A 24,966-nucleotide genomic window follows, 5' to 3' on the forward strand; every position below is an offset into this window, starting at 1 on the left:
TCAATGATAAAACTAGGTAAATTTTATGTCAATTTTTATGATATCCATTTTATAGGGGTTGCGCAAACGTTTTCGTGTTGAAAACTTTAGCTCAAAATATGAAATAAATGAATATCGGACTAAGAATTTAACAGATTATCAATTTAGAAGTATATTTATTGCCGGAAAAGAAAAATTTATGAAGAGAAAGGTTACGCTAAAACAGATTGCGAAAGAGTTGGATGTTTCGATTGGAACCGTGTCTAAAGCCCTTAGAAACAGTAAGGAAATTAGTGAAGATACGCGTGAAAAAATTCAGGCGTTTGCGAAACTCTATAACTATAAACCAAACAATATTGCCCTAAGTTTAAAAAACAGGAAAACCAAGACCATTGGGATTATCATTCCGGAGATTGTGCACCACTTTTTTTCCAAGGTCATTATGGGGATTGAAAAGGTGGCCAATAAGCGAGGTTACAATGTTATTGTAGGGTTGTCTAACGAGTCCTTTGACAAAGAAGTTATCAATATGGAAATGTTGGCCAATGGGAGTATTGATGGATTTATTCTTTCCATTTCCAAAGAAACTTTGCTGCAGCAGGATTACCACCATTTTAAGGAAACCATTGCACAAGGAATGCCTATTGTCATGTTTGATAGGGTTGTAAATGAAGTGAACTGTGATAAGGTGATTGTGGATGATTTTCAAGGGTCTAAAAATGCGGTGAAAAAATTGATAGCTAATGGTTGCAGGCATATAGCCATTATTACCACTAAAGATTATGTTAGTGTTGGGCGCTTGAGAACCCAAGGATATTTGGAGGCTTTGGAAGAGCATAAGTTTGAGCCGGAATCTGGTTTGATATTGAAAATTGTAGAAGAATTGGATGCCGAAGATCATTTGGAGGAATTGGAAAGGGAGATAGAATATCTCTTCAAGGACAGCCCAGAATTGGATGGCATTTTTGCAGTGAATGAGCTTTATGCGCTTACGGCAATGAAGGTGGCAAGACGCTTGAATAAGAATATTCCAGAAGACCTACAAGTGATAGGGTTTACCGATGGAGTTCTGTCAAAACATGCTACGCCAGGTTTGACTACAGTAAGCCAACATGCCTTGCAGATAGGGGAGAAAGCCGCAGAACTTTTGATAGATAAATTGGAAGGTGAAACCGAGGAGGAGAGCTATCAAACCGTGGTTTTGGAAACTGAATTAATAGAGCGCGAATCCACCAAATAAAAAAGTTAACACCTAGGTAAAGATCTTTTTATTATCTTTACACCCGATCAAAACTTATATTTTCACTTCTCACCTATAAGTTTTGATAAGTTAACGCTTATCAAAATAGTATCAATTAAAATGTACTATTTAAATGAAAAAGCGTGTATTAGGCTTTTGGGAAATCTGGAACATGAGTTTTGGGTTTCTCGGAATTCAAATGGGGTTTGCCCTTCAAAATGCCAATGCCAGTAGGATTTTACAAATTTTCGGAGCAGACGTTCACGAATTGTCATGGTTTTGGATTGTAGCACCTCTTACCGGATTAATTGTTCAACCCATAATTGGGCACTATAGTGACAAAACCTGGACTAGATTAGGTCGAAGGCGACCTTATTTTTTAGTGGGGGCTTTGTTGGCTGCACTGGGATTGGTTTTAATGCCTAATGCAGATATGTTCACCGCATTTATGCCTGCCATTTGGGTGGGTGCTGGAATGTTGATGATCATGGACGCTTCTTTTAATGTAGCCATGGAGCCGTTTCGCGCCCTGGTTGCAGACAATCTTCGAACAGATCAAAGAACCTTAGGGTTCAGTATTCAAACAGTTTTAATAGGTATAGGTGCTGTGGTTGGTTCATGGTTGCCTTATGCGCTTACTAACTTTTTTGGGGTTTCCAATTCCAGAGATGATGGTGGTGTGCCACTTCACTTATTACTGTCCTTTGGAATAGGGGCGGCAATTTTGGTTGGAAGTGTCCTTATTACGGTGTTTAGAACCAAAGAATATTCTCCAGAGGAATTAGCTCTAATGTCTGATGAAGCAGAAATCCCTGAAGATGAAAAATCCAGTTTGATGGATATTTTTACAGATTTTGCTAAAATGCCTCAAACCATGAGGCAATTGGCTTGGGTGCAATTCTTTTCTTGGTTTGGTCTTTTTGGAATGTGGGTATTTTCTACCCCAGCTTTAGCACATCATATTTACGGATTACCGGTTAGCGATACGCATAGTGCAGCGTATCAAGATGCAGGTGACTGGGTAGGGGTGCTATTTGGAGTGTACAATTTGGTTTCTGCAATTTTTGCCTTCTTTTTACCCGTTATAGCAGCAAGGATTGGTAGGAAGCGAACTCACGTAATCTCTTTAATTATTGGAGGAATTGGTTTAATATCAATGTATTTCTCTCCAAATGAATATTGGTTGATATTATCTATGGTGGCCGTAGGAGTTGCTTGGGCCAGTATCTTGGCAATGCCTTACGCCATTTTGGCGGGGTCTATTCCTGCTAGAAAAATGGGAGTTTATATGGGGATTTTCAACTTCTTTATCGTAATCCCTCAAATTATTAATGCCTTTATAGGCGGACCTATCGTAAAATATTTTTACAACGAAAATGCCATGTTGGCTTTGGTAACTAGTGGAGTGAGCTTTTTAATTGCGGCACTTTTAGTGAGAAGAGTAAAGGATGTGGATGAAATAATAGAAACAGCAAATGAATAAGAAAGGATTTATTTTCGACCTAGATGGTGTAATTGTAGACACTGCAAAATACCATTTTTTGGCGTGGAAAAAGTTGGCCAATAGTATTGGCGTGGATTTTACCGAAACACAAAACGAACAATTGAAAGGTGTGAGTCGTGTAAAATCGTTGGAAAAGATATTGGCTTGGGGCAACAAAACGGTTTCCGAAGCAGAATTCAAGGAACTTATGGATTCCAAAAATACCGATTACCTGAACTACATCGAGCAGATGAATGCTTCAGAAATTCTAACGGACGTTCCTAAAGTTCTCAATTACCTTATAGAGAACAAACAGGGAGTTGCCTTGGGCTCGGCTAGTAAAAATGCCACGGTTATTTTGGAAAAGGTCGATTTGCTTTCAAAGTTCGATCAAATTGTGGATGGTAACCATGTGGTAAAAGGAAAACCAAATCCAGAAGTGTTTTTGAAAGGGGCGGAAGCTCTTGGAATAGAACCTAAACACTGCATCGTGTTTGAAGATGCGTCGGCAGGAATCGAGGCGGCCAAGGCAGCCCAAATGATTGCCATAGGCATAGGAGATAAAACGGTATTGGGAGATGCCGATTATGTATTTAATGATTTTACAGAAATCTCAACAGATTTTATTAAAGAACTAATTGAAAAATGAATCAAGATTATATAAAACCAGACAATTGGTCCATTATTGAGGAAGGATTTGAACCAGATCGCGTTAAATCCTCAGAGAGTTTATTTAGTATTGGAAATGGAGCCATGGGCCAACGTGCCAACTTTGAAGAGCAGTACTCGGGTCCAACATTCCAGGGAAGCTATATCGCTGGGGTTTATTATCCTGATAAAACCCGTGTGGGCTGGTGGAAAAATGGCTATCCAGAGTATTTTGCCAAAGTATTGAATGCTCCCAATTGGATAGGGATTAATGTGTATGTGGATGGTGAGGCTTTGGATTTGCACCTTTGTACAGAAGTGAAGGATTTTGTTAGGGAACTGAACATGAAAGAAGGTTGGTTGTCTAGATCCTTTACGGCAACACTTCCAAATGGAGTGGAGGTAAAGGTGGCCTCCAAAAGGTTTTTAAGTCTTGATTTAGATGAAGTGGGCGCCATCAATTATTCGGTGACACCACTCAATAAAGATGTGGCAATTGTTTTTGAACCTTATTTGGATGCAGGAATCACCAATGAAGATTCCAACTGGGATGACAAATTTTGGAACATTACCAACATTACCCACAATGGCGTACAAGCCTTCATAGAGGCTCACACCATGAAAACGCAATTCCATACCTGTACGTTTATGGAATCGCAATGTTTGGTAAATGGTAAAGCACTTGCTTTAACCCCAAACATTTCTCAAAACGATACCAGAATCAGTTTTGAATATGCTTCAGATGTAAAGGCAAACGACACCTTTACTATCAATAAAATGGGAGGTTATGTGGTAGATAGAAATCACGATAAAACCCATTTAGTGGCCGCAGCCAAAAGTGCTTTGCAAGAGGCGTATAATTTAGGTTTTGAAGGTTTGTTGGCAAAACAAAAAGAGGCTTGGGACAATATTTGGGCTATGGCCGATATCACCATAGAAGGTGATGTAAAAGCACAGCAGGGAATCCGTTTCAATATTCTGCAATTGAACCACACTTATTTAGGGAAGGATGCACGCTTGAATATTGGACCAAAAGGATTTACCGGTGAAAAATATGGCGGTAGTACCTATTGGGATACCGAAGCTTATTGTATCCCGTTCTATATGGCTACCAAAGATCAAAATGTAGCGAGAAGCTTGTTGGAATACCGTTACCATCATTTGGATAAAGCCATTGAAAATGCTGAGAAATTAGGCTTTTCAAATGGAGCGGCTTTGTATCCTATGGTAACCATGAATGGAGAGGAATGCCATAATGAGTGGGAAATTACTTTTGAGGAAATTCACCGTAACGGGGCCATTGCCTTTGCCATTTTTAACTACTATAGATATACTGGCGATTACAGTTACATACCAGAAAAAGGATTGGAAGTCTTGATTGGGATTGCCCGTTTTTGGCACCAGCGAGCAACCTATTCAACAGCAAAAAATAAATATGTCATCTTGGGCGTAACAGGTCCGAATGAATACGAAAACAATGTCAACAATAATTTCTACACCAATTACATTGCACAATGGTGTATCAATTATGCCTTGGAAAACATTGAAAAGGTAAAAAGCGAGTATGCCGAAGATTATTCCAGAATCATGGACAAAGTCCAATTGGGAGCTGAGGAACTAAAAGCTTGGAAAGATGTGTCTGGCAATATGTATTTCCCATATTCCGAAGAGCACCAAGTGTATTTGCAACAGGATGGCTTCTTGGATAAGGAATTGATAACGGTTGCCGATTTGGATAAATCCGAACGTCCAATCAACCAAAAATGGTCTTGGGACCGCATCTTGCGTTCACCTTATATCAAACAGGCAGATACCTTGCAAGGGTTCTACTTTTTTGAAGACCATTTTTCTACAGAAGAATTAGAACGTCATTTCAATTTCTACGAGCCTTTTACGGTTCACGAAAGTTCCTTGTCGCCATGTGTGCATAGCATTCAAGCTGCAAAATTGGATCAAATGGAAATGGCTTATACCTTTTATTTGAGAACCTCGCGTTTGGATTTGGATGATTATAATAAAGAAGTGCACGAAGGACTTCACATTACGTCCATGGCAGGGACTTGGATGAGTATTGTGGAAGGTTTCGGAGGAATGCGCGTGAAGGAAGACAAGTTGTTCTTCGAACCGAAAATTCCAAAGGAATGGACCAGTTATTCTTTCAAAGTCAACTTCAGACATCACATTTTGAAAGTGAATGTATCCCAAAAGCAAACAAGCTTTGAATTGGAAACGGGTGAAACTTTGGACATTTTGGTGAATGATCAAGCAATTACAGTAACAAAAGGAACTACAGCGACTTTGGGATAGCCCAGAGTTTGGAATAAAAAGTAAAGAATCGGTATTAAAGGAAAAAAGATGAAGAGAGTTAGTATATTATTTTTAGTGTTGTTTTTGGCCTTTCAGGGCATTTGGGCCCAGGTGCTCCAATCGCCAAATGGGGCCTTGGAAATGGAATTTTCGTTAAAACAAAACGGCACGCCAACCTATCAATTGTCCTATAAAAACAAGGCTGTTGTAAAACCAAGTAGTTTGGGCTTGGAGCTCAAGGATGATAAAACCTCCTTGTTGAATGGCTTTGAAATTGTAAATACCGAAACGGCAACTTTTGATGAAAATTGGACACCTGTTTGGGGTGAAGAACAAACTATCAGAAACCATTATAATGAATTGGCTGTAACTCTAAAGCAAACCGAAACGGATCGCACCATGCGCATCCGTTTTCGTTTGTTTGATGAGGGCTTGGGCTTTCGATATGAATTTCCGTCGCAGCCAAATTTGGTGTATTTCGTCATCAAGGAAGAACGTACCCAATTCGCTATGGCGGGAGATCATACCGCGCTTTGGATTCCAGGAGATTATGATACCCAGGAATACGATTATACCAAATCAAGACTATCTGAAATTAGAGGAAAGTTTGATGCAGCTGTAACAGGAAATGCTTCGCAGGAACAGTTTTCTAAAACAGGTGTTCAAACAGCTTTGATGATGAAAACCGATGACGGTTTGTATATCAACATCCATGAAGCGGCTTTGATCAATTACTCCTGTATGCACTTGAATTTGGATGATAAAAACTTGGTGTTTGAATCTTGGTTAACACCAGATGCCAATGGAGACAAAGGCTATTTGCAGGCCCCTTGTAATACACCTTGGCGTACGGTGATGGTAAGCGATGATGCAAGAGATATTTTGGCTTCTAGAATTACCTTGAATTTGAACGACCCTTGCGAAATTGAGGATACCTCATGGATCAAACCCGTGAAATATATCGGTGTTTGGTGGGAAATGATCACGGGTAAAAGTTCTTGGTCCTACACTAATGATTACCCTGCAGTGCAGTTGGGCGTAACCGATTTTTCCAAAGCAACGCCTAATGGTACCCATGCTGCCAACACTAAGCATGTTAAAGATTATATTGATTTTGCTGCCGAACATGGTTTTGATGCTGTTTTGGTGGAAGGTTGGAACGAAGGTTGGGAAGATTGGTTTGGAAAGTCCAAGGATTATGTCTTCGATTTTGTAACCCCATATCCAGATTTTGATGTGGAAGGCATTCATCAATATGCCAAATCCAAAGGTGTTGAAATGATCATGCACCATGAAACCTCAGGATCGGTTCGTAACTACGAGCGTCATATGGAACAGGCATATCAATTTATGAATGACCATGGCTATACTGCAGTTAAGAGTGGCTATGTGGGAGATATATTGCCAAGAGGCGAAAACCACTATAACCAGTGGATCGTCAACCACTATCAATATGCTTTGGAGCAGGCAGCAGAACATAAAATCATGATCAATGCGCATGAGGCTGTGAGACCAACTGGTGTCTGTAGAACATGGCCTAATTTAATTGGAAACGAATCGGCAAGAGGAACCGAATACCAAGCTTTTGGAGGTTCAAAACCTAACCATGTGACCATTTTACCATTCACGCGTTTAATTGGAGGACCGATGGATTATACTCCAGGTATTTTTGAAATGGATATCAGCAAATTGAATCCCGCCAATCAATCGCATGTCAACAGTACTATTGCTAACCAATTGGCATTGTATGTAACTATGTACAGTCCGCTACAAATGGCCGCCGATTTACCAGAACATTACAAGCAGTTTATGGATGCTTTTCAATTTATAAAAGACGTGGCTATAGATTGGGAGAAAAGTGTGTATCTGGAGGCTGAGCCAGGAGAGTACATCACCATTGCAAGAAAAGAAAAAGGGGGTAGCAGTTGGTTTGTTGGAAATGTAAACGGCGTGGACGGCCGAACAGCCGACATAAAACTGGATTTTCTGGAAGATGGAAAAAAATATTTGGCCACTATTTATGCCGATGCTAAGGATGCTCATTATAAAACCAACCCACAGGCTTATACCATTAAGACAAAAAAAGTGACCAGTAAATCTAAATTGTCGCAGTATTCTGCTCCAGGAGGAGGTTTTGCCATTAGTATAACAGAGATTAAATAAGAATCATGAAACAAGTGTTGGGGATATTTTTTGGAAGGCTAAAGCATACAGTTATTTGTGGTGCTTTTCTTGGGCTGAGTCTTTTTACAAATGCTCAAATTGAAAGGGTGGAACCACCCAACTGGTGGGTAGGTTTTAAAAATCCATCCGTGCAATTATTGGTGAAGGGACCAGATGTTGGTGAGCTTACACCGAGTGTGGAAGCTTCGGGAATTTCCATTGTTAAAGTCCATAAAGCAGATAGCCCCAATTATTTGTTTATCGATTTGAACATAGCGCCTTCTGTGAAAGCAGGGAGTTTTGATATCGTCTTTAAAAATGGCAGAAAGGAAAAGGAACGCATCACTTATGAACTGAAACAACGTGACAAGTCTTCGGAGCAATTTGAAGGTTTCAACAGCAGTGATGCCATTTACTTGATTACGCCTGATCGCTTTGCCAATGGCGACACATCTAATGATGTGCGTGCCAATATGAATGAAAAAATCATCGATCGTAAAAATGATTATGGTCGACATGGAGGGGATATAGAAGGGTTTATTCAGCATTTGGATTATATTGAAAGCATGGGATTTACGGCCATTTGGCCAACACCCTTGTTGACCAACGATATGCCAGAATCTTCATATCATGGCTATGCCATTACCAATTTTTATGAGGTAGATCCAAGGTTTGGGACTTTGGAGGATTACAAAACACTTTCACAAAAAGTATCTCAAAAGGGGATGAAGCTCATCATGGACATGGTAGCGAACCATTGCGGAAGTTACCATTGGTGGATGAAGGACTTACCTTTTAAGGATTGGGTGAACCAACAAGAAGCTTATGAGACTACTGGAAAGGTGAAAAACTCCAATCACAGACGTACGACCAATCAGGATTTGTACGCCTCCAAAATTGATAAGAAAGAAATGAGCGAAGGTTGGTTTGTACCTGCAATGCCAGATTTGAACCAGCGCAACCCTTTTATGGCTAATTATATCATCCAAAACAACATTTGGTGGGTAGAAACCCTTCAGTTGGGAGGCCTCAGACAGGATACGTACCCTTATCCTGATAAGGAATTTATGGGGAAATGGGCCGGTGCCATCATGACCGAATACCCTAATTTAAATATTGTTGGGGAAGAATGGAGCGTCAATCCTCTCTTGGTAAGATATTGGCAAACCGGAACCCCCAATAAGCAAGGCTACGAATCGCATTTAAAGTCTACGATGGATTTTCCTATGCAGGAAGCCATTGTAAAAGCTTTGAATGAAGAAGAAACTTGGGGAACAGGTTTGGTGAAAATGTATGAAGGATTGGCTAACGATTTCGTCTACACAAATCCAAAATCCATAATGGTGTTTCCTGATAATCATGATATGGATCGTGTGTTCACCCAGTTAAAGGAAAACATTCCGCACACCAAAATGGCTTTAGCTTACATGGCTTTGATGCCTCGTACGTTTCAAATGTACTATGGTACAGAAATTTTAATGCAGAACACTGCCAAACCTCACGACCATGGACTGATTAGAACAGATTTTCCTGGAGGTTGGGATACTGATGCAGTGAATGCCTTTACAGGAAATAGTTTGCCTGCTGAGAAGAAAGACATGCAGCAGTTTGTAAAATCCCTAATGAATTATCGCAAGCAAAGTAAGGCCATTCACGAGGGAAGTACCATGCATTTTGCTCCTGAAAATGGGGTGTACTTGCTGTCCAGAAACTTGGGAGATGAAACAGTGGTTTTAATCATCAATAAAAACAATACGGCGCAAACTATTGGCTTGGATCGTTTTGCAGAACTAGGACTTGAAGGCAAATCTATGACAAACATTCTTTCCAAAGAAACAATAGTTTGGGAAAGAAATGTAACATTACCTGCAAAGGGAATGCTGCTTTTATCAACATTAAATACATTTTAAAATACTTTGTGGTTATGATTTTCAGTCGTTTATGTTATTTTGCAGTAGCGCTTCTTCTCGTTTTGGGATGCAAGGAAAAAACAGAGACTCCTATGACAAATGAAACACAAACAATTTCAGTTGATGCCCCTAAAAAAGAAGTCGTTTATCAAGTGTTTACGCGACTCTTTGGGAATACCAACGCTACCAACAAGCCTTGGGGGACGATTGAAGAAAATGGGGTTGGAAAATTTAATGACTTTTCAGATAAAGCCCTTCAGGAAATTAAGGGTTTAGGGGTGACCTATATTTGGTATACCGGCGTGCCTCACCATGATGTCATCACCGATTATACCGCTTATGGAATATCCAACGACGATCCCGATGTGGTGAAAGGACGGGCAGGCTCTCCTTATGCCGTGAAAGATTACTATAATGTGAATCCTGATTTGGCAGAAGATGTTTCCAAGCGTTTGCAAGAGTTTGAAGCCTTGATTGAGCGCACTCATAAAAATGGATTAAAACTCATCATCGATATCGTGCCAAATCATGTGGCAAGAAACTACCAAAGCATCACAAATCCTAAGGGTGTGGAAAGCTTTGGAGCTAAGGATGATACTTCAAAAGCTTACAGCGTTAACAATAATTTTTATTACATCCCGGGTGAAGCTTTTAAAGTGCCGGTTCCAGAGAACAATTACCAACCGCTAGGAGGACAACCAAATCCTTTGGCAGATGGTAAGTTTGATGAAAACCCGGCCAAGTGGACCGGAAATGGATCGCGCTTGGCGCAGCCCAATTTTCACGATTGGTACGAAACTGTAAAAATAAATTATGGGGTAAGTCCAGATGGACATAAGGATTTTCCTGAGTTGCCAGAAGGTTTTGAAAATAAGGATTACCAAGCACACTATCAATTTTGGAAAGATAAAACAGTGCCCGATTCTTGGGTGAAATTTAAGGATATTGCCTTGTATTGGTTGGAAAAGGGAGTGGATGGTTTTAGATATGATATGGCGGAAATGGTTCCAGTGGAATTCTGGAGCTATATGAATTCAACCATAAAAATGAAAAATCCTGAGGCCTTTTTATTGGCTGAAGTGTACAATCCAGATTTATATAGAGCCTATATTCATAAGGGGAAAATGGATTATCTGTACGATAAGGTTCAGTTGTATGATACCCTGAAGCATATCATGCAGGGCCATGGCAAGACCGATAATATTCCGCCAATTCAAGACTACTTGTCCGACATAGAGCACCATATGTTGCACTTTTTGGAAAACCACGACGAGCAGCGTATTGCAAGTCCGGAATTTGCAGGAGATGCCCAAAAAGCAAAACCTGCCATGGTGCTATCCGCAACCATCAGTACGTCGCCAACCTTGATTTATTTTGGTCAGGAATTTGGAGAGCCTGGAGCTGAAGATTTAGGTTTTGGGGATCCTTCCCGAACTTCCATTTTTGATTATGGAAGTGTTCCTACCCTGAGACGCTGGGTAAACGAGAAGCAATTTGATGGAGGTAAATCGACACCTGAAGAGCTGGAATTGCGTGATTTTTACAAGCGTTTGCTGAATTTTACAATTTCAAGTGGCGCTTTAATGGGGGAGTATGAAGAATTACATACCTACAATACCCATCATACCGAGCACTATGGCTTGAAACAATTTTCTTTTGCGCGTTGGAATGCTAATGAAAAATTGATAATTGTCTCTAATTTCGATCCTTATTTCGGTACGGAATTCGATTTGAAATTACCAGAGTCTGTTAGGCAAAAATGGCAATTGCAAGCGGGTGATTACAATTTGAAAGATCAACTTTATAATGATTTTGAAACGACATTGCATGTCTCGGATTCCAGTGCCACGGCAAGAATTCCATTGAAACCATTGCAGTCTTTTATTCTTAAATTACAGTAGTTTATGAAACACTTTCTATGTATCTTAGGTCTATCAATTTTAATGATGAATTGTCAAGAGAAAAAAGTTGAGACTTTAACTGTAAAGCCCGAAGCTCCATTTGTATGGGAAGCGGCCAATGTCTATTTCCTATTGACCGATCGTTTCAATAATGGCGACCCTTCAAACGATGTCAATTTTGGTCGTAACAATGTTACCGGTTTTCTTCGTGGTTTCGAAGGAGGTGATTTGAGAGGTGTCATCCAAAAAATAGAAGAAGGCTATTTTACAGATTTGGGCATTAACGCTATTTGGATGACTCCGATAGTGGAGCAGATACATGGAAGTAATAATGAAGGCACAGGAACTACCTATGCTTTTCATGGTTATTGGACCAAAGATTGGTCGGCTTTGGATCCTAATTTTGGAACCAAGGAAGATTTGCATGAATTGGTAAAGGTGGCTCACGAACATGGTATTCGTATTTTGTTGGATGCTGTCATTAACCATACGGGGCCAGTGACAAATATGGATCCTGTTTGGCCAGATAATTGGGTGCGGACCAATCCGCAATGTTCCTATAAAGATTATGGAACTACTGTTGAATGCACTTTGGTGGCTAATCTTCCGGATATTAGAACTGAAAGTAATGACGATGTTGAGTTGCCTCCGCAGCTTGTAGAGAAGTGGAAGGCTGAAGGGCGTTATGAAGAAGAAGTTGCCGAGTTGGACACTTTTTTTGAAAGAACAGGTCACCCAAGAGCACCTCGTTTTTATATCATGAAATGGCTCACCGATTACATTACCGAATTCGGGATAGATGGCTATAGAGTGGATACGGTAAAGCACACCGAGCCTTATGTTTGGCAAGAATTTAAAAAAGAATGCGATTATGCCTTTGCTCAATGGAGAATGAACCATCCAGAAAAAATATTGGATGATAATGAGTTTTATTTAATTGGAGAGGTTTATAATTACGGGATTAGTGGTGGAAAATACTTTGATTTTGGAGATCAAAAAGTGAATTATTTTGATCAAGCTTTTAATAGTCTAATCAATTTTGAAGCGAAATGGAATGCCAAGCAAATGGATTATGAGAGCATGTTCAAAAAGTACTCAGATAGCTTGAATTCTGTTTTGAAAGGGTACAGTGTACTTAATTATATGAGTTCCCATGACGACGCTCAGCCGTTCGATCCAAAGAGAGAAAAACCTTTTGAGGCAGCCAATAGGTTGCTATTGTGCCCAGGAGCTTCCCAAATGTATTATGGGGATGAATTGGCGAGACCTTTAGTGATTGATGGGACCCAGGGTGACGCTACTTTAAGATCTTTTATGAATTGGGAAGACTTACAAAGTAACCCAAAGACGGCAGCTATTTTAGCCCATTGGCAAAAATTGGGACAATTCCGAAGAAATCATCCTGCAGTAGGAGCCGGAACACACCAGATGTTATCCAAAGAACCTTATGTGTTTGCCAGGACCTATTCTAAAGATGGGTTTAATGATGAGGTGGTTGTTGGCATTTATTTGAATAAAGGACCAAAGGAATTGAATGTGTCAAATATCTTTGCAGAGGGTGAAGCCTTATATGATTTTTATTCAAATCAAGAGGTTAAGGTTGTATCTGGAAAAGTAACTGTAGATTCCAATTTTGATACGGTGTTATTGGAAAAACACTAATTAATTTACCTCTTTAATGTAAAATGGCCTCGGTGAGTAGTACCATCGGCTCTGTTGACCAGAAACCAATAATCACTAGAAGGCATGTTATAGCCATTGTAGGTGCCATCCCAACCATAATCTTGGGAGCCAAAGGAGGTGATTAGTTTTCCAAAACGATCAAAAATGATGATTTCTATTTTAGGTTCGTTGGCAGCGAAATTAATGCGCCAAAGGTCATTGTGTCCGTCACCATTTGGAGTAAAGAATTTAGGGTAATTCAAAAGAAAGACTTCTTCACTCACCACACCGCAGCCATTAAGATCCATCACATAAACTGTATAAGCCCCAGGTTCTAAATTTGTAAAGCTATTACTGTCTTGATAGTTGATCCCATCTATGGAATATTGATAATCTCCAATCCCTGAAACATAAACCGTAATGGAATTATCGGTGCTGGACCAATCGGTGGTTTCAATGTTTTCTATGGTAGCAATACTGGAAGATACCACTGTAAAGGTTTTTATGGCTTCGCAATAAAAGTTGTCATATTCATTTTTAACACTAACCGTATAGGTGCCACTGTCGGTTATAGCTATGGCATTGGTAGTGGCTCCCGTAGACCATTCGTACGCAGAATATCCTGGGTCTGCTGTAAGTAGCACCGAGCCGCCTTCACAAATGGATATAAACTCATCCGGGCTTAATTGAGGAACAGTACCGACCGTAATTTCAAAAGAAGTGGTTGCAGGGCAGAAATCTAATGTATTATGGGCTACCCTGGCATATACCGTTTGAGGGCTACTGGTGTTGGTGTATAAGTAGGGTAGAGGATTATCTCCTGTCTCGGCATCAGATTGGCTTAAATGATAAGTTACCGTATAGTCATCTGAATTTTGTCCGCCCAATATCTGGCCGTTTTGGGTGCTAAGGTCGAAGGTTGCATTGCTAGAGCCGTCATCCACACATTCCACGATGTTGTCTGGGGTGTTGGCTCTGGCTAAAGGCGCAAGGTTTTCTAAATTGATCGTAGTGTTTTTAATACTTCCACAGGCATCTTCAATTTTAAATTCATAGATGCCGGGATCCAAATCATAAAAAATGTTACTCGTACCGTTGTCATAAACGTAGGGAGCGGTAATGCTAAAATTGAAAGGTTCTACTCCCGTGACATCAAAATACACATCATTGGTGCTTCCCATATTACCACAATTAAGGTCGAATACATCATTAATAATAAGTTCAGAAGTAATCAAGAAGGGTCCCAAAATGTCCATGCAATAATAGCTGGGGTCAATGTTGTTGTAGGGTTGAAATGCTTTAATGATTCTGAATTCACCCACAAGGAAAATATTGTAAATCATCGATTCGTTTTCTATTTCAATGGCATTACTTTCATTGGGGACGTCTCCTTCGGTGTAGGTGACACCGGAATAGGGGTGCCCCCAGGCGTTGCTTTCCGGGAAGTATTTTTGAAACCACCAGCTTCTGTTGGTGACACTTTCATCAGTGTCGTTGATGCCCACGTCAAAAGAACCACAGTTCTTGTCCAAAATATAGGCATTGGGGTTCGGGAAGTAGGATTCTACAGAGGCACCCGCTGTATATTCATAGCCACATTCATCAATCGCTTCAAACGTGTAAAATCCAGAAGGAAGTGAGCCAACATAAAATACACCTCCAGAGGTAATCGCTGCACTATAATCATAGGGGAGGGGCTCCGTAAAATCAGCTGGAGCTGAGGTAATAATCACGGAAGTTAGAAAGCCATAGGGTGATGAAATTCTTAGGGTTCCTGATCCTGTATCGCAGCTTGGCGTACTAAAACTGAAAATATCCATTTGGACAAATTCAGGGATGGTAACTTCAACATAATGTTCGTAACCACAATTGTCGGTAACCAAAATAATATAATCGCCTATTGGAATATCATAATTGAGATATATGCCCCCTTCTATAAATTCAGAGGCGTCATAAGGCAGTTCAAAATTAAAAGTGTCCGGAGCAGAGATAAATACTACACTCACCACATCCTTATCCGCAATGGAAATACTCAATTCTCCAGTTGAGGGGTCACAGGTGTTGTTTCCAGCATTAACAATAGGAGGGTCTGGATCTTCATTCAAATCTTCTACGTTAATGCTTGCAGTGCTAGATCTTCCGCAGGCATCTGTAAGGGTTAGCGTATAGTCGCCAACAGGTACGGACATGTCCGTGTCTCCAAAAGTAATTGAGGTTTCGGAATATGGTCCGGGATAACTGCTGTTAGAGGCGGCAGGGTCAAAATCATCAGGGTATTCGTCAAAAGAAACTGTATACGGAGGCATGAACCCGTTTACAAAAAGCTTTATATAGGAGCCACAAACTTCGTTTACGATATCGCTTAATAAAATTGTTGGAGCTGGATCCAACAGTTCCTCTGCTGTAAATTGGTTGCCACAGGTATCTTCCACTACAATACTTACTTCAAAGGGTAAATCATCATAAAGCGTGACAATCGTGCTAATTTCAATTTCGTTAATGTCTCCTTCGGTAACTGTCTGGGTGTAGGTTTCTACAGGTGTCCCTGAAGAAGGTGTGACTGTATAGGTAATTGTGAGCGGGTATATAAGAGGGAAGTTTTCTTCAGCAGTCAATGTCGAGATTACAGTGACTTCCTCGCAGGAAGTGTACACCGCGGGTAGCGTTGTTGAAGAGATATCTAAGTTATTGTTTGGGGGGAATAGACTGTAGGTTTTTGCCAATGCATTGCCGCAGAAGTCATAAACACGAACCAAATAGGAGCCTGTGGGCAAGCCTGTGAAGGTATTGCTGGTTTGCTGAGGGACTGTTACTGGACCCGAAAAGATTTCGTAGAATTCGGCATTTCCTGAGGTGACATTTACCGTAATGGACCCCATGGTTTCGCAATCTGTGGAACCGGAAAGTTCAAAATCCAATTCAGAAAAGAGATTTTCTATGGTTACATTTTGCTGCTGCGTGTTCTCCTCCGAGCCCAAAACTTGGATGGCTTCAACCAAATAATCCCCTGCTTCTAGGCCATTAAAAGCGTTCTCCGAGGTTTGTGCTATTGGAGCTGTGGTGTCAGGTAAAAGATACAAGTTATATATTATCGTGGCACCGCTTGTAGTGTTGGATACTGTCATTTCTATGGCGCCATTCCCAGAACAAGTTTCATCGGTAGCGGTAACGGATAGGTTGAAATCTGATAACTGAGAAAAGCACATGCTAGTTATCAGGCAAAAGAAGAAGGTGAAACCACTTTTCATTTTTAGCATAAAAATGCGTTGTTTTAGTTCAAATTATGTGGGGAATAAGCGATAAATATAGGTATTTGTCAATAAAAAATAGAAAATGTCTGTTTATTTTCAGTTTTATGGATGTGAAATGAAAAAGAACTAATTTTAGTTCTTTGAAAAACAAATGATTGTATGTTGTATTGGAAAGATATCATGCACTTTGTAGTGCATGGAAATCTAGAACCAAATTGTAGAGTTAAAAAAACAGAGGACGAATGGCGAAAACTGTTGACTTGGGACCAGTTTAGAATTACCCGCAAACATGCAACGGAAACACCAGGTACAGGGGAATTGTGTCATATGTATGAAGAAGGGAAATACCAATGTGTTTGCTGTGGCGTTCTATTGTTTGATGCGTCTGGTAAGTTTAAATCCAATTCGGGTTGGCCAAGTTTTACTCAGCCAGCTCAGCCAAATGCAATTAAATATGTAAAAGATAATTCGTTAGGAATGCTTCGGGTAGAGATTTTGTGCAATGCCTGTGATGCTCATTTGGGACATGTGTTTCCGGATGGGCCTGAGCCTTCGGGGTTGCGTTATTGTGTCAATTCAGCAGCGTTACAAATGATAAAAGAGTCAGAACATGAATAATAATCAATATGAAATAGCCACTTTGGGTGGCGGATGTTTTTGGTGTACCGAAGCTGTGTTTCAGGAGCTTGATGGCGTTGAGGCCGTTGTTTCAGGTTATATGGGTGGAACCGTTCCAGGAACTCCAACCTATCGGGAGGTCTGTTCTGGTTTGACGGGGCATGCCGAAGTGGTGCAAGTAACATTAAATCCTTCTAAAATTTCATTTAAGGAACTTTTGGAAGTCTTCATGACCACTCACAACCCAACAACTTTGAACCAACAAGGCGCTGATGTTGGGACGCAGTATCGTTCGGTGATTTTTTATCATGACGATGTTCAAAAACAAATAGCCGAAGATGTGTTGCGAGATATGGCGCAGTATTTTGAATCTCCTATCGTTACTGAAATTACTGAGTTGCAAGCATTCCATAAAGCCGAGGACTACCATCAGAATTATTATCGTAATAATCCCGATCAGGGGTATTGCAGTTTTGTGATTGCTCCGAAATTGTCCAAATTAAGACAAATGCATCAGTCCCGGCTGAAGTCTAAGACTTAATTGTAGGGTTTTGCGTATTTTTTAAGACCTTTGCCAAGTGTCTTTAAAGCCAATCGTATGACTTCAGTAAACGACTTATTACAATTACTTCATTTAGATTCTAATTCTGAAAACCAATTTCAAGGTCTTAGTAAAACTGTTGGGAGTCCCAATGTGTTTGGAGGACAGGTGTTGGCCCAGGCCATCAATGCCGCGTACCGCACTATTACCAATCAGCGAGTATTGCATTCCATGCATGCCTATTTTTTGGAAGCTGGTAATTTGGAATTGCCCATAACTTATGATGTTGGGAGTATGAGGGACGGTGGAAGTTTCTCGGTTAGACGTGTCACAGCTAGCCAGAATGGGACGGTTATTTTTATTTTATCGGCTTCTTTTCATAAAAGGGAGGAAGGTTACGATCATCAGATAGAAATTCCGAAGAATATTAAACAGCCAGAGGAATTGTTAAGTTGGAGTGATATGTTGGAGCAGTTTGGGGAAGCCATTCCGCCAAGGACCAAAGGCTTTTTGCAAATTGAGCGCCCTATAGAATTTAAACCAGTTGAGGTTGTAGACCCATTCAATAAAAAGGATTTGCCACCTTCCACCAATGTTTGGTTCAAGTTAAAGGGAGACAGTTCCAACTTGGACTTGTCCCAAAAACAGGAAATCCTGACTTATATTTCAGATTATAATATTTTGGCTGCTGCAATGAACAGGCATGCCAGTAAGGCCCATTGGGGGAATACCCAAACGGCTAGTTTGGATCATTCCATGTGGTATTTTAGGGATTTCGATTTTGACGATTGGTTGCTTTATGCCATTGAGTCTCCGAATGCGTCCAACGCCCGTGGGTTTGCCAAAGGGAATATTTTTACCAGGGATGGTAAACTTGTTGCCTCTGTAGCACAAGAAGGTTTAATGCGTCCTTTAAAAAAATGAGGCATTTTGACGTCATTATAGTAGGTGGAGGGGCTGCTGGCTTTTTTGCAGCCATCAATATCGCTGAGCAAAACCCGGCATTGCAAATCTGTATTCTGGAAAAGAATAAGGAAGGTCTTCAAAAGGTAAAAGTGTCTGGAGGTGGTAGGTGTAATGTTACCCATGCAGAGTTCATGCCGCAGGAATTGGTGTTGAATTATCCTAGGGGTGAAAGGGAGCTTTTGGGTCCGTTTCATCAATTCATGACAGGCGATACCATTGAATGGTTTGAAAAACGAGGTGTGGAACTTAAAATTGAAGAGGACGGAAGGATGTTTCCGGTTTCCGATTCTTCTCAAACCATTATCAATTGTTTTTTAGCTGAGGCTGAAAAATACGGGATTGAAGTGCTTTACAGTCAAAACGTAACCAGTTTGGAGGTTGAAAAGAGTATTGATGGTGAAACGGAAGGTTTTAAAGTACAAACTAAGGACATGGACTTCGTTTGCGATAAACTTTTAATCGCGACAGGAAGCAGCGTGAAGTTTTGGAAACTTTTGGAGCGCTTGGGGCATACTGTGGTTGCTCCTGTACCATCATTATTCACCTTCAATATAAAAGATAAGCGCATTGCAGACATCCCTGGAGTGGTGGCTTTGGATGTGGAAGTAGCCGTTTTGGATTCCGACTTAAGGAGTGAGGGGCCTTTATTAATTACCCATTGGGGTATGAGTGCGCCTTCAATTTTAAAACTTTCGGCTTTTGGGGCTCTTGAGTTGGCAGAAAAGAACTATCAATTTCAAATAGAAGTCAATTTTATAAAGCAATCTTTTGAAGACTGCTTGGCAATGTTGAAGGATTTGAAGCGGTCCTTAGCAAAGAAAACGGTGTATAAATTAACGCAATATGAATTGCCCAAACGTTTGTGGCAACAGTTGGTGTTGGCAGCCAATATCAATCCTGATACCCGTTGGGCAGATTTGAATAAGGAACAATTGGACGCATTGGCTTCACAACTTACCAAGGCCGTTTTTGAAGTAGATGGCAAAAGCACGTTTAAAGATGAGTTTGTAACGGCTGGAGGTGTAGATTTGAAAGAAGTCAATTTTAAGACCTTTGAAAGCAAGTTGTTTCCGGGACTCTTTTTTGCAGGGGAAGTGTTGAATATTGATGCGGTTACCGGAGGTTTCAATTTCCAGAATGCTTGGACTGGGGCTTACCTTGCATCTAAAGCTATAGCATTTTGAATACCTATATCGCATTATTAAGAGGGGTTAACGTGAGCGGACAGAAAAAAGTTCCCATGGCCCAATTAAGGGGGTTTCTAACCGCTTCCGGTTTGGAAGAGGTACAAACGTATATCCAGAGTGGGAATGTGGTTTTTAAGTCTTCTGATACCGATCTTTTGAATTTGCAGGAGAAAATTCAATCCGCCATTCAATCGGAGTTTGATTTTGAGGTCCCTGTTTTGGTGGTGTCACCGGAGAAGTTGCAAAGCGTTTTTGATGCTTGCCCTTTTTCCGAAGAGAAAAAACAAAACAGCTATTTCACCTTGCTATTTGAAACCCCGGAAGAAACATTGGTAGCGGAAGCTTCAGAAGTATCTTATCCCAATGAAGAATTTGTCATAATAGGAGATTGCATCTATTTTTATTGTGCTACAGGTTATGGACGAGCCAAATACAGTAATAATTTCTTTGAACGGAAATTAAAGGTTACTGCCACCGCAAGAAACTATAAAACTATGCTAAAGTTGTTATCTTTGTCGGCATAAAATGAGCAAATGACAGCAAACGATTTTATCCCAAAGCCATACAGTAATCAAGTTGCAAATGGCAAGGTGACTTGGGAGTCGCCAAGTAATATTGCACTTGTGAAATATTGGGGGAAAAAGAAAGATCAAATTCCAGAGAATCCATCCATCAGTTTTACTTTGAACAATTGTAAAACCATTACCACCCTTACATATACAGCCAAAGATAATCATGATGATTTTGAGTTTGAAGTGTTTTTGGATGGCAAACAAAAGGAGGATTTTAAACCGAAAATTGCTACATTTTTTCAGAGAGTAGAAAGCTATTTGCCATTTTTAAAGCATTTTCAATTCAAGATAGAGACGTCCAATACATTTCCTCATAGTTCAGGGATTGCTTCTTCTGCAAGCGGTATGAGTGCCTTGGCATTGTGCCTTATGAGTATCGAGAGGGAATTGAATCCTGAAATTTCAGAGGTTGACTTTAAAGCTAAAGCCTCTTTTTTGGCACGTTTGGGATCTGGAAGTGCCTGTAGGAGTATAGAAGGCGATTTGATTGTTTGGGGAGAAAACGAAACGGTTGAAGGTAGTACTGATTTGTTTGGAATAAAGTATCCATATGCAGTTCACGATAATTTTAAGGACTATCAAGATACAATCTTGTTGGTGGATCGAGGTGAAAAACAGGTAAGCAGTACAGTTGGGCACAATTTGATGTACGGCCATCCTTTTGCGTCACAGCGTTTTGAACAGGCTCATGACAATCTAGCAAAATTAAAGCCTATTCTGGAAGCTGGGGATTTAAAGCAATTCATTGCCCTCATAGAAAGTGAGGCACTTACACTGCACGCCATGATGATGACGAGCATGCCGTATTTCATTTTAATGAAACCAAATACGCTTGAAATCATCCAAAAGATTTGGGCTTTCAGGGAAAAGACAGGCCTTCACATAGGATTTACTTTGGACGCTGGTGCGAATGTACATGTATTGTATCCGAAGGCAGAAGCAACCCGAATTTTGGAATTTATTAAGGACGAGTTGGTTGGCTATTGTCAAAATGAGCAATATATTTGCGACCAAATTGGTTTTGGAGCCAAATTAATTGAGAATTAAAGGTGAAAAATGAATAATTTAAGGGACAAAACTTAGTTTAAGACTTAATATTATTCCATATGAAACCCAACCCTATCAAAGAGAAAAGCTTCGACTTTGCTGTTGAAATAGTGAATCTGTATCAAGAATTGACAACTGAGAAAAAGGAATTTGTTATGTCAAGGCAACTTTTAAAGTCGGCAACATCTATAGGGGCGAATGTGCGGGAGGCCGAATTTGCTCAAAGTAAGCCAGATTTCACCAATAAAATGTCGATTAGCTTGAAAGAAGCCAATGAAACCGATTATTGGTTGGATTTATTACACGCCACAAATTATTTAGATTCAAAAGAATTTGATAAATTTAAGCTTAAATCTCAGGAACTGTTAAGGTTGTTGGTGAGTATAGTAAAATCATCTAAACTTTAATTATTAACTTTGCATTAATAATTTTTCATTAAACGAATGAAAGGACCTCTATTTTACTCTAAAATATTACTCTTCGGGGAATATGGAATCATCAAGGATTCCAAGGGATTATCAATACCTTATAACTTTTACAACGGAGCTCTTAAAGTGGCCGATGTTCCTACCGAAGCTTCTAAAAAATCCAATCAAAATCTACGTAATTTCTCAGCTTTCTTGGAGCAGATGGCTTCCAGTTTGGTGACCTTTGATTTGGAAACTTTGAAAAAGGATATTGATGCCGGGATGTATTTTGACTCTTCCATTCCTCAGGGCTATGGAGTAGGGAGTAGTGGCGCTTTGGTAGCGGCCATCTACGATAAGTATGCCCAAGATAAAATTACGGTTCTTGAAAATTTAACCAGAGAAAAACTCTTAAAGCTGAAACTTATTTTTTCTGAAATGGAATCCTTTTTCCATGGAAAATCTTCTGGGCTTGATCCTTTAAACAGTTATTTGAGTTTGCCAATTCTTATCAATTCCAAAGACAATATTGAAGCTACCGGAATTCCGTCACAGAAAACCGATGGAAAAGGCGCTGTGTTTTTATTGGATAGCGGTATTATTGGTGAAACTGCTCCTATGGTTCATATTTTCATGGAAAGCATGAAGCAGGAAGGGTTCAGGAACATGATTAAAGATCAGTTTATTAAACATACCGATGCTTGTGTTGAGGATTTCTTGAAAGGTGATTTTAAATCTTTGTTCAAAAACACCAAGCAATTGTCTAAAGTGGTTTTGCATCATTTTAAACCTATGATCCCAAAACAATTCCACGACCTTTGGAAGCAAGGGATTGAAACCAACGATTACTACTTGAAATTATGTGGTTCTGGTGGCGGAGGCTACATTCTTGGATTTACGGAAGACTTAGAGAAGGCTAAACAGGCACTTAAGGGACATAAGCTGGAGGTTGTTTATAACTTTTAAACAGAGCCCTGAATGCTATCCAGAAAACAAAAACATATCCTGCTAAAGTTTTTTAGCATGTTTTCTGTGGTTAGAGGTTACAATATCTTGATGATGGTTGTAGCCCAGTACTTGGCTTCTATATACATTCTGGCCCACGACAAATCTGTCAAGGAGGTGATTTTCGATGTGAATTTGTTGATGTTGGTATTGGCTTCGGCGGCGGTGATTGCTGGAGGTTATATTATCAATAACTTCTATGATTCTGAGAAGGATTTGATCAACCGTCCGCAAAAATCTATGTTGGATAAGTTGGTGAGTCAAAACACGAAACTTTCATTTTACTTTGTGCTAAATTTTATAGCGGTGATTTTGGCGAGCTATGTATCGTTTAAGGCAGTACTGTTCTTTTCAGTGTATATTTTTGGTATTTGGCTGTATTCACATAAGCTGAAACGGTTGCCTTTTATTGGGAATTTAACGTCGGCTGTACTTACCATTACACCTTTTTTCGTGATTTTCATTTATTATAAAAACTTTGAGCATGTTATCTTTGTCCACGCCATGTTTTTATTTTTGATCATATCCATGAGGGAACTTACAAAGGACTTGGAGAACATTAAAGGCGATTTGGCACAAAACTATCATACTATCCCTATCGTGTATGGTGAAAAGGCTTCCAAACTCATGTTAACGGTCTTGGGAATCTTGACTTTGGTGCCTGCATTATTGCTTATCTATAAGTTTCAAATAGGTAAAATGAGCTACTTTTTTTATTTCAGTTTGGCACTGCTTATGATCTTTCAATTATTGTTATGGCGCTCGCATTCCAAATTGCAATATTTGATTTTGCATAACATTTTGAAGGTTATCATATTAGCGGGAGTTGTAAGCATTCCTCTTATTGATATTTCCTTGGTTTTGGATAAAATCACTTTAATTGTTTAAGCAAACAATTATCGTCTATCTTTGCAAAGTAAAATTTAGTAACCATGAGCAGAAAACAGGGGAGTGATAAAAAGGGTGGACCTTCAGGAAGAGGTGGAAGAACTAGCCACAAAAAGAGCTATGCAAGAGGTAATGCACCAATAAAGCAGCAATCCAAACCAAACACTGTTTCCAATCCAGATGAGATTAGGCTCAATAAATATATTGCCAATTCAGGGATATGTTCTAGACGCGATGCCGATATGAACATTGCCATGGGATTGGTGACTGTTAATGGCAAAGTGGTTACAGAAATGGGCTATAAAGTGAAATTGGAGGATGAGGTACGCTTTGATGGCGCTCGCATAAATCCAGAGAAAAAAGCCTACGTACTTTTGAACAAGCCTAAGGGGTTTGCTACTACTACAAGTAACTCCAAAGGAATGACCGTAATGGATTTGGTGGCCAACGCTACTTCTTCACGTGTGAAACCTATTGGACGTTTGGGACGCAACTCTACAGGGCTGTTGTTGTTTACCAACGATGAGTCTGTTGTAAAGAAATTTACCAATTCCAAAAATGGGGTGTCAAGGTTGTTTCAAATCGATTTGGACAAGAATTTGAAGTTCGAAGATTTGAAAAAAATTCAAGAAGGCCTTAAGATTGATGATAAGCTTGTAGCCGTTGAGGAAGTAAGCTATATCGAAGGGCAAAGCAAGAACCAAATAGGCCTAAAAATCAAGAACACAGGTAATACCATCATCCGAACAATTTTTGATCATTTGGGCTACGATATTATTAAAATTGACTGTGTGGCCATTGCGCATCTTACCAAAAAGGATCTTCCTAGAGGACATTGGAAACATCTTTCGGAACAGGAGGTTAATCTTCTGAAAATGATGTAGTTAAAAATTTAGAATTTTTTCTAAAAAAAGGGTTTTAATTCAAAATTTTATATTTCATTTGTACTTCTTATAGCTGAACAAATGAGTACTGTTTTTATGTTCGGGCTTTTGAAAATTAGGAAGTCATATTCAAAAGTAACTCATAAGATGAGTATCCGAATTTTAAAGCTAACTTCCGCCCGAAACCCTCTGGTGAGCCAACATTGTTATGGCTTTATTCCTACAACCGAAGCTCAATTACAGCTTTGATATTCTTTTTTTATTCTTAATTTAATATTGAATTAGACCATAATTCACACCTTTAAAC

Annotated in this window: 19 protein-coding genes; 18 read left to right on the forward strand and 1 reads right to left on the reverse strand. The window is 39.8% G+C overall.

All coding sequences use genetic code 11. The features are described from left to right. Window positions 1-178 precede the first annotated feature (178 nt). The 8 genes from AC6I5C_RS04530 (at window position 179) to AC6I5C_RS04565 (ending at window position 13,293) form a co-directional block, all read left to right on the forward strand. A complete protein-coding gene (locus tag AC6I5C_RS04530) occupies window positions 179-1,219 on the forward strand; it encodes a LacI family DNA-binding transcriptional regulator (protein ID WP_497904128.1) in 1,041 nt (346 codons plus the stop codon). A 133-nt stretch (window positions 1,220-1,352) separates the two neighbouring features. After that, window positions 1,353-2,702, forward strand: coding sequence for an MFS transporter (locus AC6I5C_RS04535; protein ID WP_497904129.1), 1,350 nt, complete (start codon window positions 1,353-1,355; stop codon window positions 2,700-2,702). Beyond that, window positions 2,695-3,351 carry a beta-phosphoglucomutase gene (pgmB, locus tag AC6I5C_RS04540; RefSeq protein WP_497904130.1) on the forward strand — a complete coding sequence of 219 codons (657 nt, stop codon included), beginning with the start codon at window positions 2,695-2,697 and terminating at the stop codon, window positions 3,349-3,351. The genes AC6I5C_RS04535 and pgmB overlap by 8 nt, the downstream gene beginning before the upstream one ends. Further along, window positions 3,348-5,657: a glycoside hydrolase family 65 protein gene (locus AC6I5C_RS04545; protein WP_497904131.1), complete on the forward strand. Its 2,310-nt coding sequence runs from the start codon at window positions 3,348-3,350 to the stop codon at window positions 5,655-5,657. Before pgmB ends, AC6I5C_RS04545 begins: the two co-directional genes overlap by 4 nt. A gap of 48 nt (window positions 5,658-5,705) precedes the next feature. After that, window positions 5,706-7,820 (forward strand): glycoside hydrolase family 97 protein, encoded by a 2,115-nt coding sequence (locus AC6I5C_RS04550; RefSeq protein WP_497904132.1) that lies wholly within the window; start codon window positions 5,706-5,708, stop codon window positions 7,818-7,820. 5 nt (window positions 7,821-7,825) lie between these two features. After that, on the forward strand, window positions 7,826-9,730 hold the full coding sequence (locus AC6I5C_RS04555) for a glycoside hydrolase family 13 protein (RefSeq protein WP_497904133.1): 1,905 nt from the start codon (window positions 7,826-7,828) through the stop codon (window positions 9,728-9,730). 92 nt (window positions 9,731-9,822) lie between these two features. Further along, on the forward strand, window positions 9,823-11,631 hold the full coding sequence (locus AC6I5C_RS04560; RefSeq protein ID WP_497904134.1) for an alpha-amylase family protein: 1,809 nt from the start codon (window positions 9,823-9,825) through the stop codon (window positions 11,629-11,631). 3 nt (window positions 11,632-11,634) lie between these two features. Then, window positions 11,635-13,293, forward strand: coding sequence for an alpha-amylase family glycosyl hydrolase (locus AC6I5C_RS04565; RefSeq protein ID WP_497904135.1), 1,659 nt, complete (start codon window positions 11,635-11,637; stop codon window positions 13,291-13,293). 5 nt (window positions 13,294-13,298) lie between these two features. Here the strand turns inward: AC6I5C_RS04565 and AC6I5C_RS04570 are convergent, their stop codons facing one another. Continuing rightward, on the reverse strand, window positions 13,299-16,550 hold the full coding sequence (locus AC6I5C_RS04570) for a T9SS type B sorting domain-containing protein (RefSeq protein ID WP_497904136.1): 3,252 nt from the start codon (window positions 16,548-16,550) through the stop codon (window positions 13,299-13,301). 153 nt (window positions 16,551-16,703) lie between these two features. Here AC6I5C_RS04570 and msrB point away from each other — a divergent pair, with 153 nt between their 5' ends. The 10 genes from msrB to AC6I5C_RS04620 are packed head-to-tail and all read left to right on the forward strand — an operon-like array spanning window position 16,704 to window position 24,659. Then, complete coding sequence (gene msrB, locus AC6I5C_RS04575; RefSeq protein WP_497904137.1) at window positions 16,704-17,162, forward strand: peptide-methionine (R)-S-oxide reductase MsrB; 459 nt, start codon at window positions 16,704-16,706, stop codon at window positions 17,160-17,162. Next, window positions 17,155-17,703, forward strand: a complete 549-nt coding sequence (gene msrA / locus AC6I5C_RS04580; RefSeq protein WP_497904138.1) for a peptide-methionine (S)-S-oxide reductase MsrA — start codon at window positions 17,155-17,157, stop codon at window positions 17,701-17,703. The genes msrB and msrA overlap by 8 nt, the downstream gene beginning before the upstream one ends. A 57-nt stretch (window positions 17,704-17,760) precedes the next feature. Further along, a complete protein-coding gene (locus tag AC6I5C_RS04585; RefSeq protein WP_497904139.1) occupies window positions 17,761-18,627 on the forward strand; it encodes an acyl-CoA thioesterase in 867 nt (288 codons plus the stop codon). Beyond that, on the forward strand, window positions 18,624-19,853 hold the full coding sequence (locus tag AC6I5C_RS04590) for a BaiN/RdsA family NAD(P)/FAD-dependent oxidoreductase (protein WP_497904140.1): 1,230 nt from the start codon (window positions 18,624-18,626) through the stop codon (window positions 19,851-19,853). Before AC6I5C_RS04585 ends, AC6I5C_RS04590 begins: the two co-directional genes overlap by 4 nt. Then, the gene (locus AC6I5C_RS04595; RefSeq protein ID WP_497904141.1) at window positions 19,850-20,380 is read left to right on the forward strand and encodes a DUF1697 domain-containing protein; all 531 of its coding nucleotides are present in this window, start codon (window positions 19,850-19,852) and stop codon (window positions 20,378-20,380) included. The genes AC6I5C_RS04590 and AC6I5C_RS04595 overlap by 4 nt, the downstream gene beginning before the upstream one ends. Window positions 20,381-20,389: 9 nt before the next feature. Continuing rightward, a complete protein-coding gene (locus AC6I5C_RS04600; RefSeq protein ID WP_497904142.1) occupies window positions 20,390-21,475 on the forward strand; it encodes a diphosphomevalonate decarboxylase in 1,086 nt (361 codons plus the stop codon). Between the two features lie 59 nt (window positions 21,476-21,534). Then, window positions 21,535-21,882, forward strand: a complete 348-nt coding sequence (locus AC6I5C_RS04605) for a four helix bundle protein (RefSeq protein WP_497904143.1) — start codon at window positions 21,535-21,537, stop codon at window positions 21,880-21,882. Window positions 21,883-21,918: 36 nt separating this feature from the next. Further along, the gene (locus AC6I5C_RS04610; RefSeq protein WP_497904144.1) at window positions 21,919-22,848 is read left to right on the forward strand and encodes a mevalonate kinase family protein; all 930 of its coding nucleotides are present in this window, start codon (window positions 21,919-21,921) and stop codon (window positions 22,846-22,848) included. A gap of 12 nt (window positions 22,849-22,860) precedes the next feature. Next, a complete protein-coding gene (locus AC6I5C_RS04615) occupies window positions 22,861-23,775 on the forward strand; it encodes a geranylgeranylglycerol-phosphate geranylgeranyltransferase (protein ID WP_497904145.1) in 915 nt (304 codons plus the stop codon). A gap of 44 nt (window positions 23,776-23,819) precedes the next feature. Then, window positions 23,820-24,659, forward strand: a complete 840-nt coding sequence (locus AC6I5C_RS04620; protein WP_053976163.1) for a pseudouridine synthase — start codon at window positions 23,820-23,822, stop codon at window positions 24,657-24,659. The last annotated feature ends 307 nt before the right edge of the window (window positions 24,660-24,966 follow it).

It is taken from the genome of Mangrovimonas sp. sgz306409, assembly GCF_059735265.1.

Bases quoted from the DNA above. Each gene is read 5' to 3' on its own strand.
- AC6I5C_RS04550 (WP_497904132.1), top strand. From the start codon at position 5,706: ATGAAGAGAGTTAGTATATTATTTTTAGTGTTGTTTTTGGCCTTTCAG.
- AC6I5C_RS04545 (WP_497904131.1), top strand. From the start codon at position 3,348: ATGAATCAAGATTATATAAAACCAGACAATTGGTCCATTATTGAGGAA.
- AC6I5C_RS04600 (WP_497904142.1), top strand. From the start codon at position 20,390: ATGACAGCAAACGATTTTATCCCAAAGCCATACAGTAATCAAGTTGCA.
- AC6I5C_RS04555 (WP_497904133.1), top strand. From the start codon at position 7,826: ATGAAACAAGTGTTGGGGATATTTTTTGGAAGGCTAAAGCATACAGTT.
- AC6I5C_RS04535 (WP_497904129.1), top strand. From the start codon at position 1,353: ATGAAAAAGCGTGTATTAGGCTTTTGGGAAATCTGGAACATGAGTTTT.
- AC6I5C_RS04590 (WP_497904140.1), top strand. From the start codon at position 18,624: ATGAGGCATTTTGACGTCATTATAGTAGGTGGAGGGGCTGCTGGCTTT.
- AC6I5C_RS04570 (WP_497904136.1), bottom strand. From the start codon at position 16,550: ATGCTAAAAATGAAAAGTGGTTTCACCTTCTTCTTTTGCCTGATAACT.
- AC6I5C_RS04610 (WP_497904144.1), top strand. From the start codon at position 21,919: ATGAAAGGACCTCTATTTTACTCTAAAATATTACTCTTCGGGGAATAT.
- msrA (WP_497904138.1), top strand. From the start codon at position 17,155: ATGAATAATAATCAATATGAAATAGCCACTTTGGGTGGCGGATGTTTT.
- msrB (WP_497904137.1), top strand. From the start codon at position 16,704: ATGTTGTATTGGAAAGATATCATGCACTTTGTAGTGCATGGAAATCTA.
- AC6I5C_RS04605 (WP_497904143.1), top strand. From the start codon at position 21,535: ATGAAACCCAACCCTATCAAAGAGAAAAGCTTCGACTTTGCTGTTGAA.
- AC6I5C_RS04585 (WP_497904139.1), top strand. From the start codon at position 17,761: ATGACTTCAGTAAACGACTTATTACAATTACTTCATTTAGATTCTAAT.
- AC6I5C_RS04620 (WP_053976163.1), top strand. From the start codon at position 23,820: ATGAGCAGAAAACAGGGGAGTGATAAAAAGGGTGGACCTTCAGGAAGA.
- AC6I5C_RS04615 (WP_497904145.1), top strand. From the start codon at position 22,861: ATGCTATCCAGAAAACAAAAACATATCCTGCTAAAGTTTTTTAGCATG.
- pgmB (WP_497904130.1), top strand. From the start codon at position 2,695: ATGAATAAGAAAGGATTTATTTTCGACCTAGATGGTGTAATTGTAGAC.
- AC6I5C_RS04565 (WP_497904135.1), top strand. From the start codon at position 11,635: ATGAAACACTTTCTATGTATCTTAGGTCTATCAATTTTAATGATGAAT.
- AC6I5C_RS04560 (WP_497904134.1), top strand. From the start codon at position 9,823: ATGACAAATGAAACACAAACAATTTCAGTTGATGCCCCTAAAAAAGAA.
- AC6I5C_RS04530 (WP_497904128.1), top strand. From the start codon at position 179: ATGAAGAGAAAGGTTACGCTAAAACAGATTGCGAAAGAGTTGGATGTT.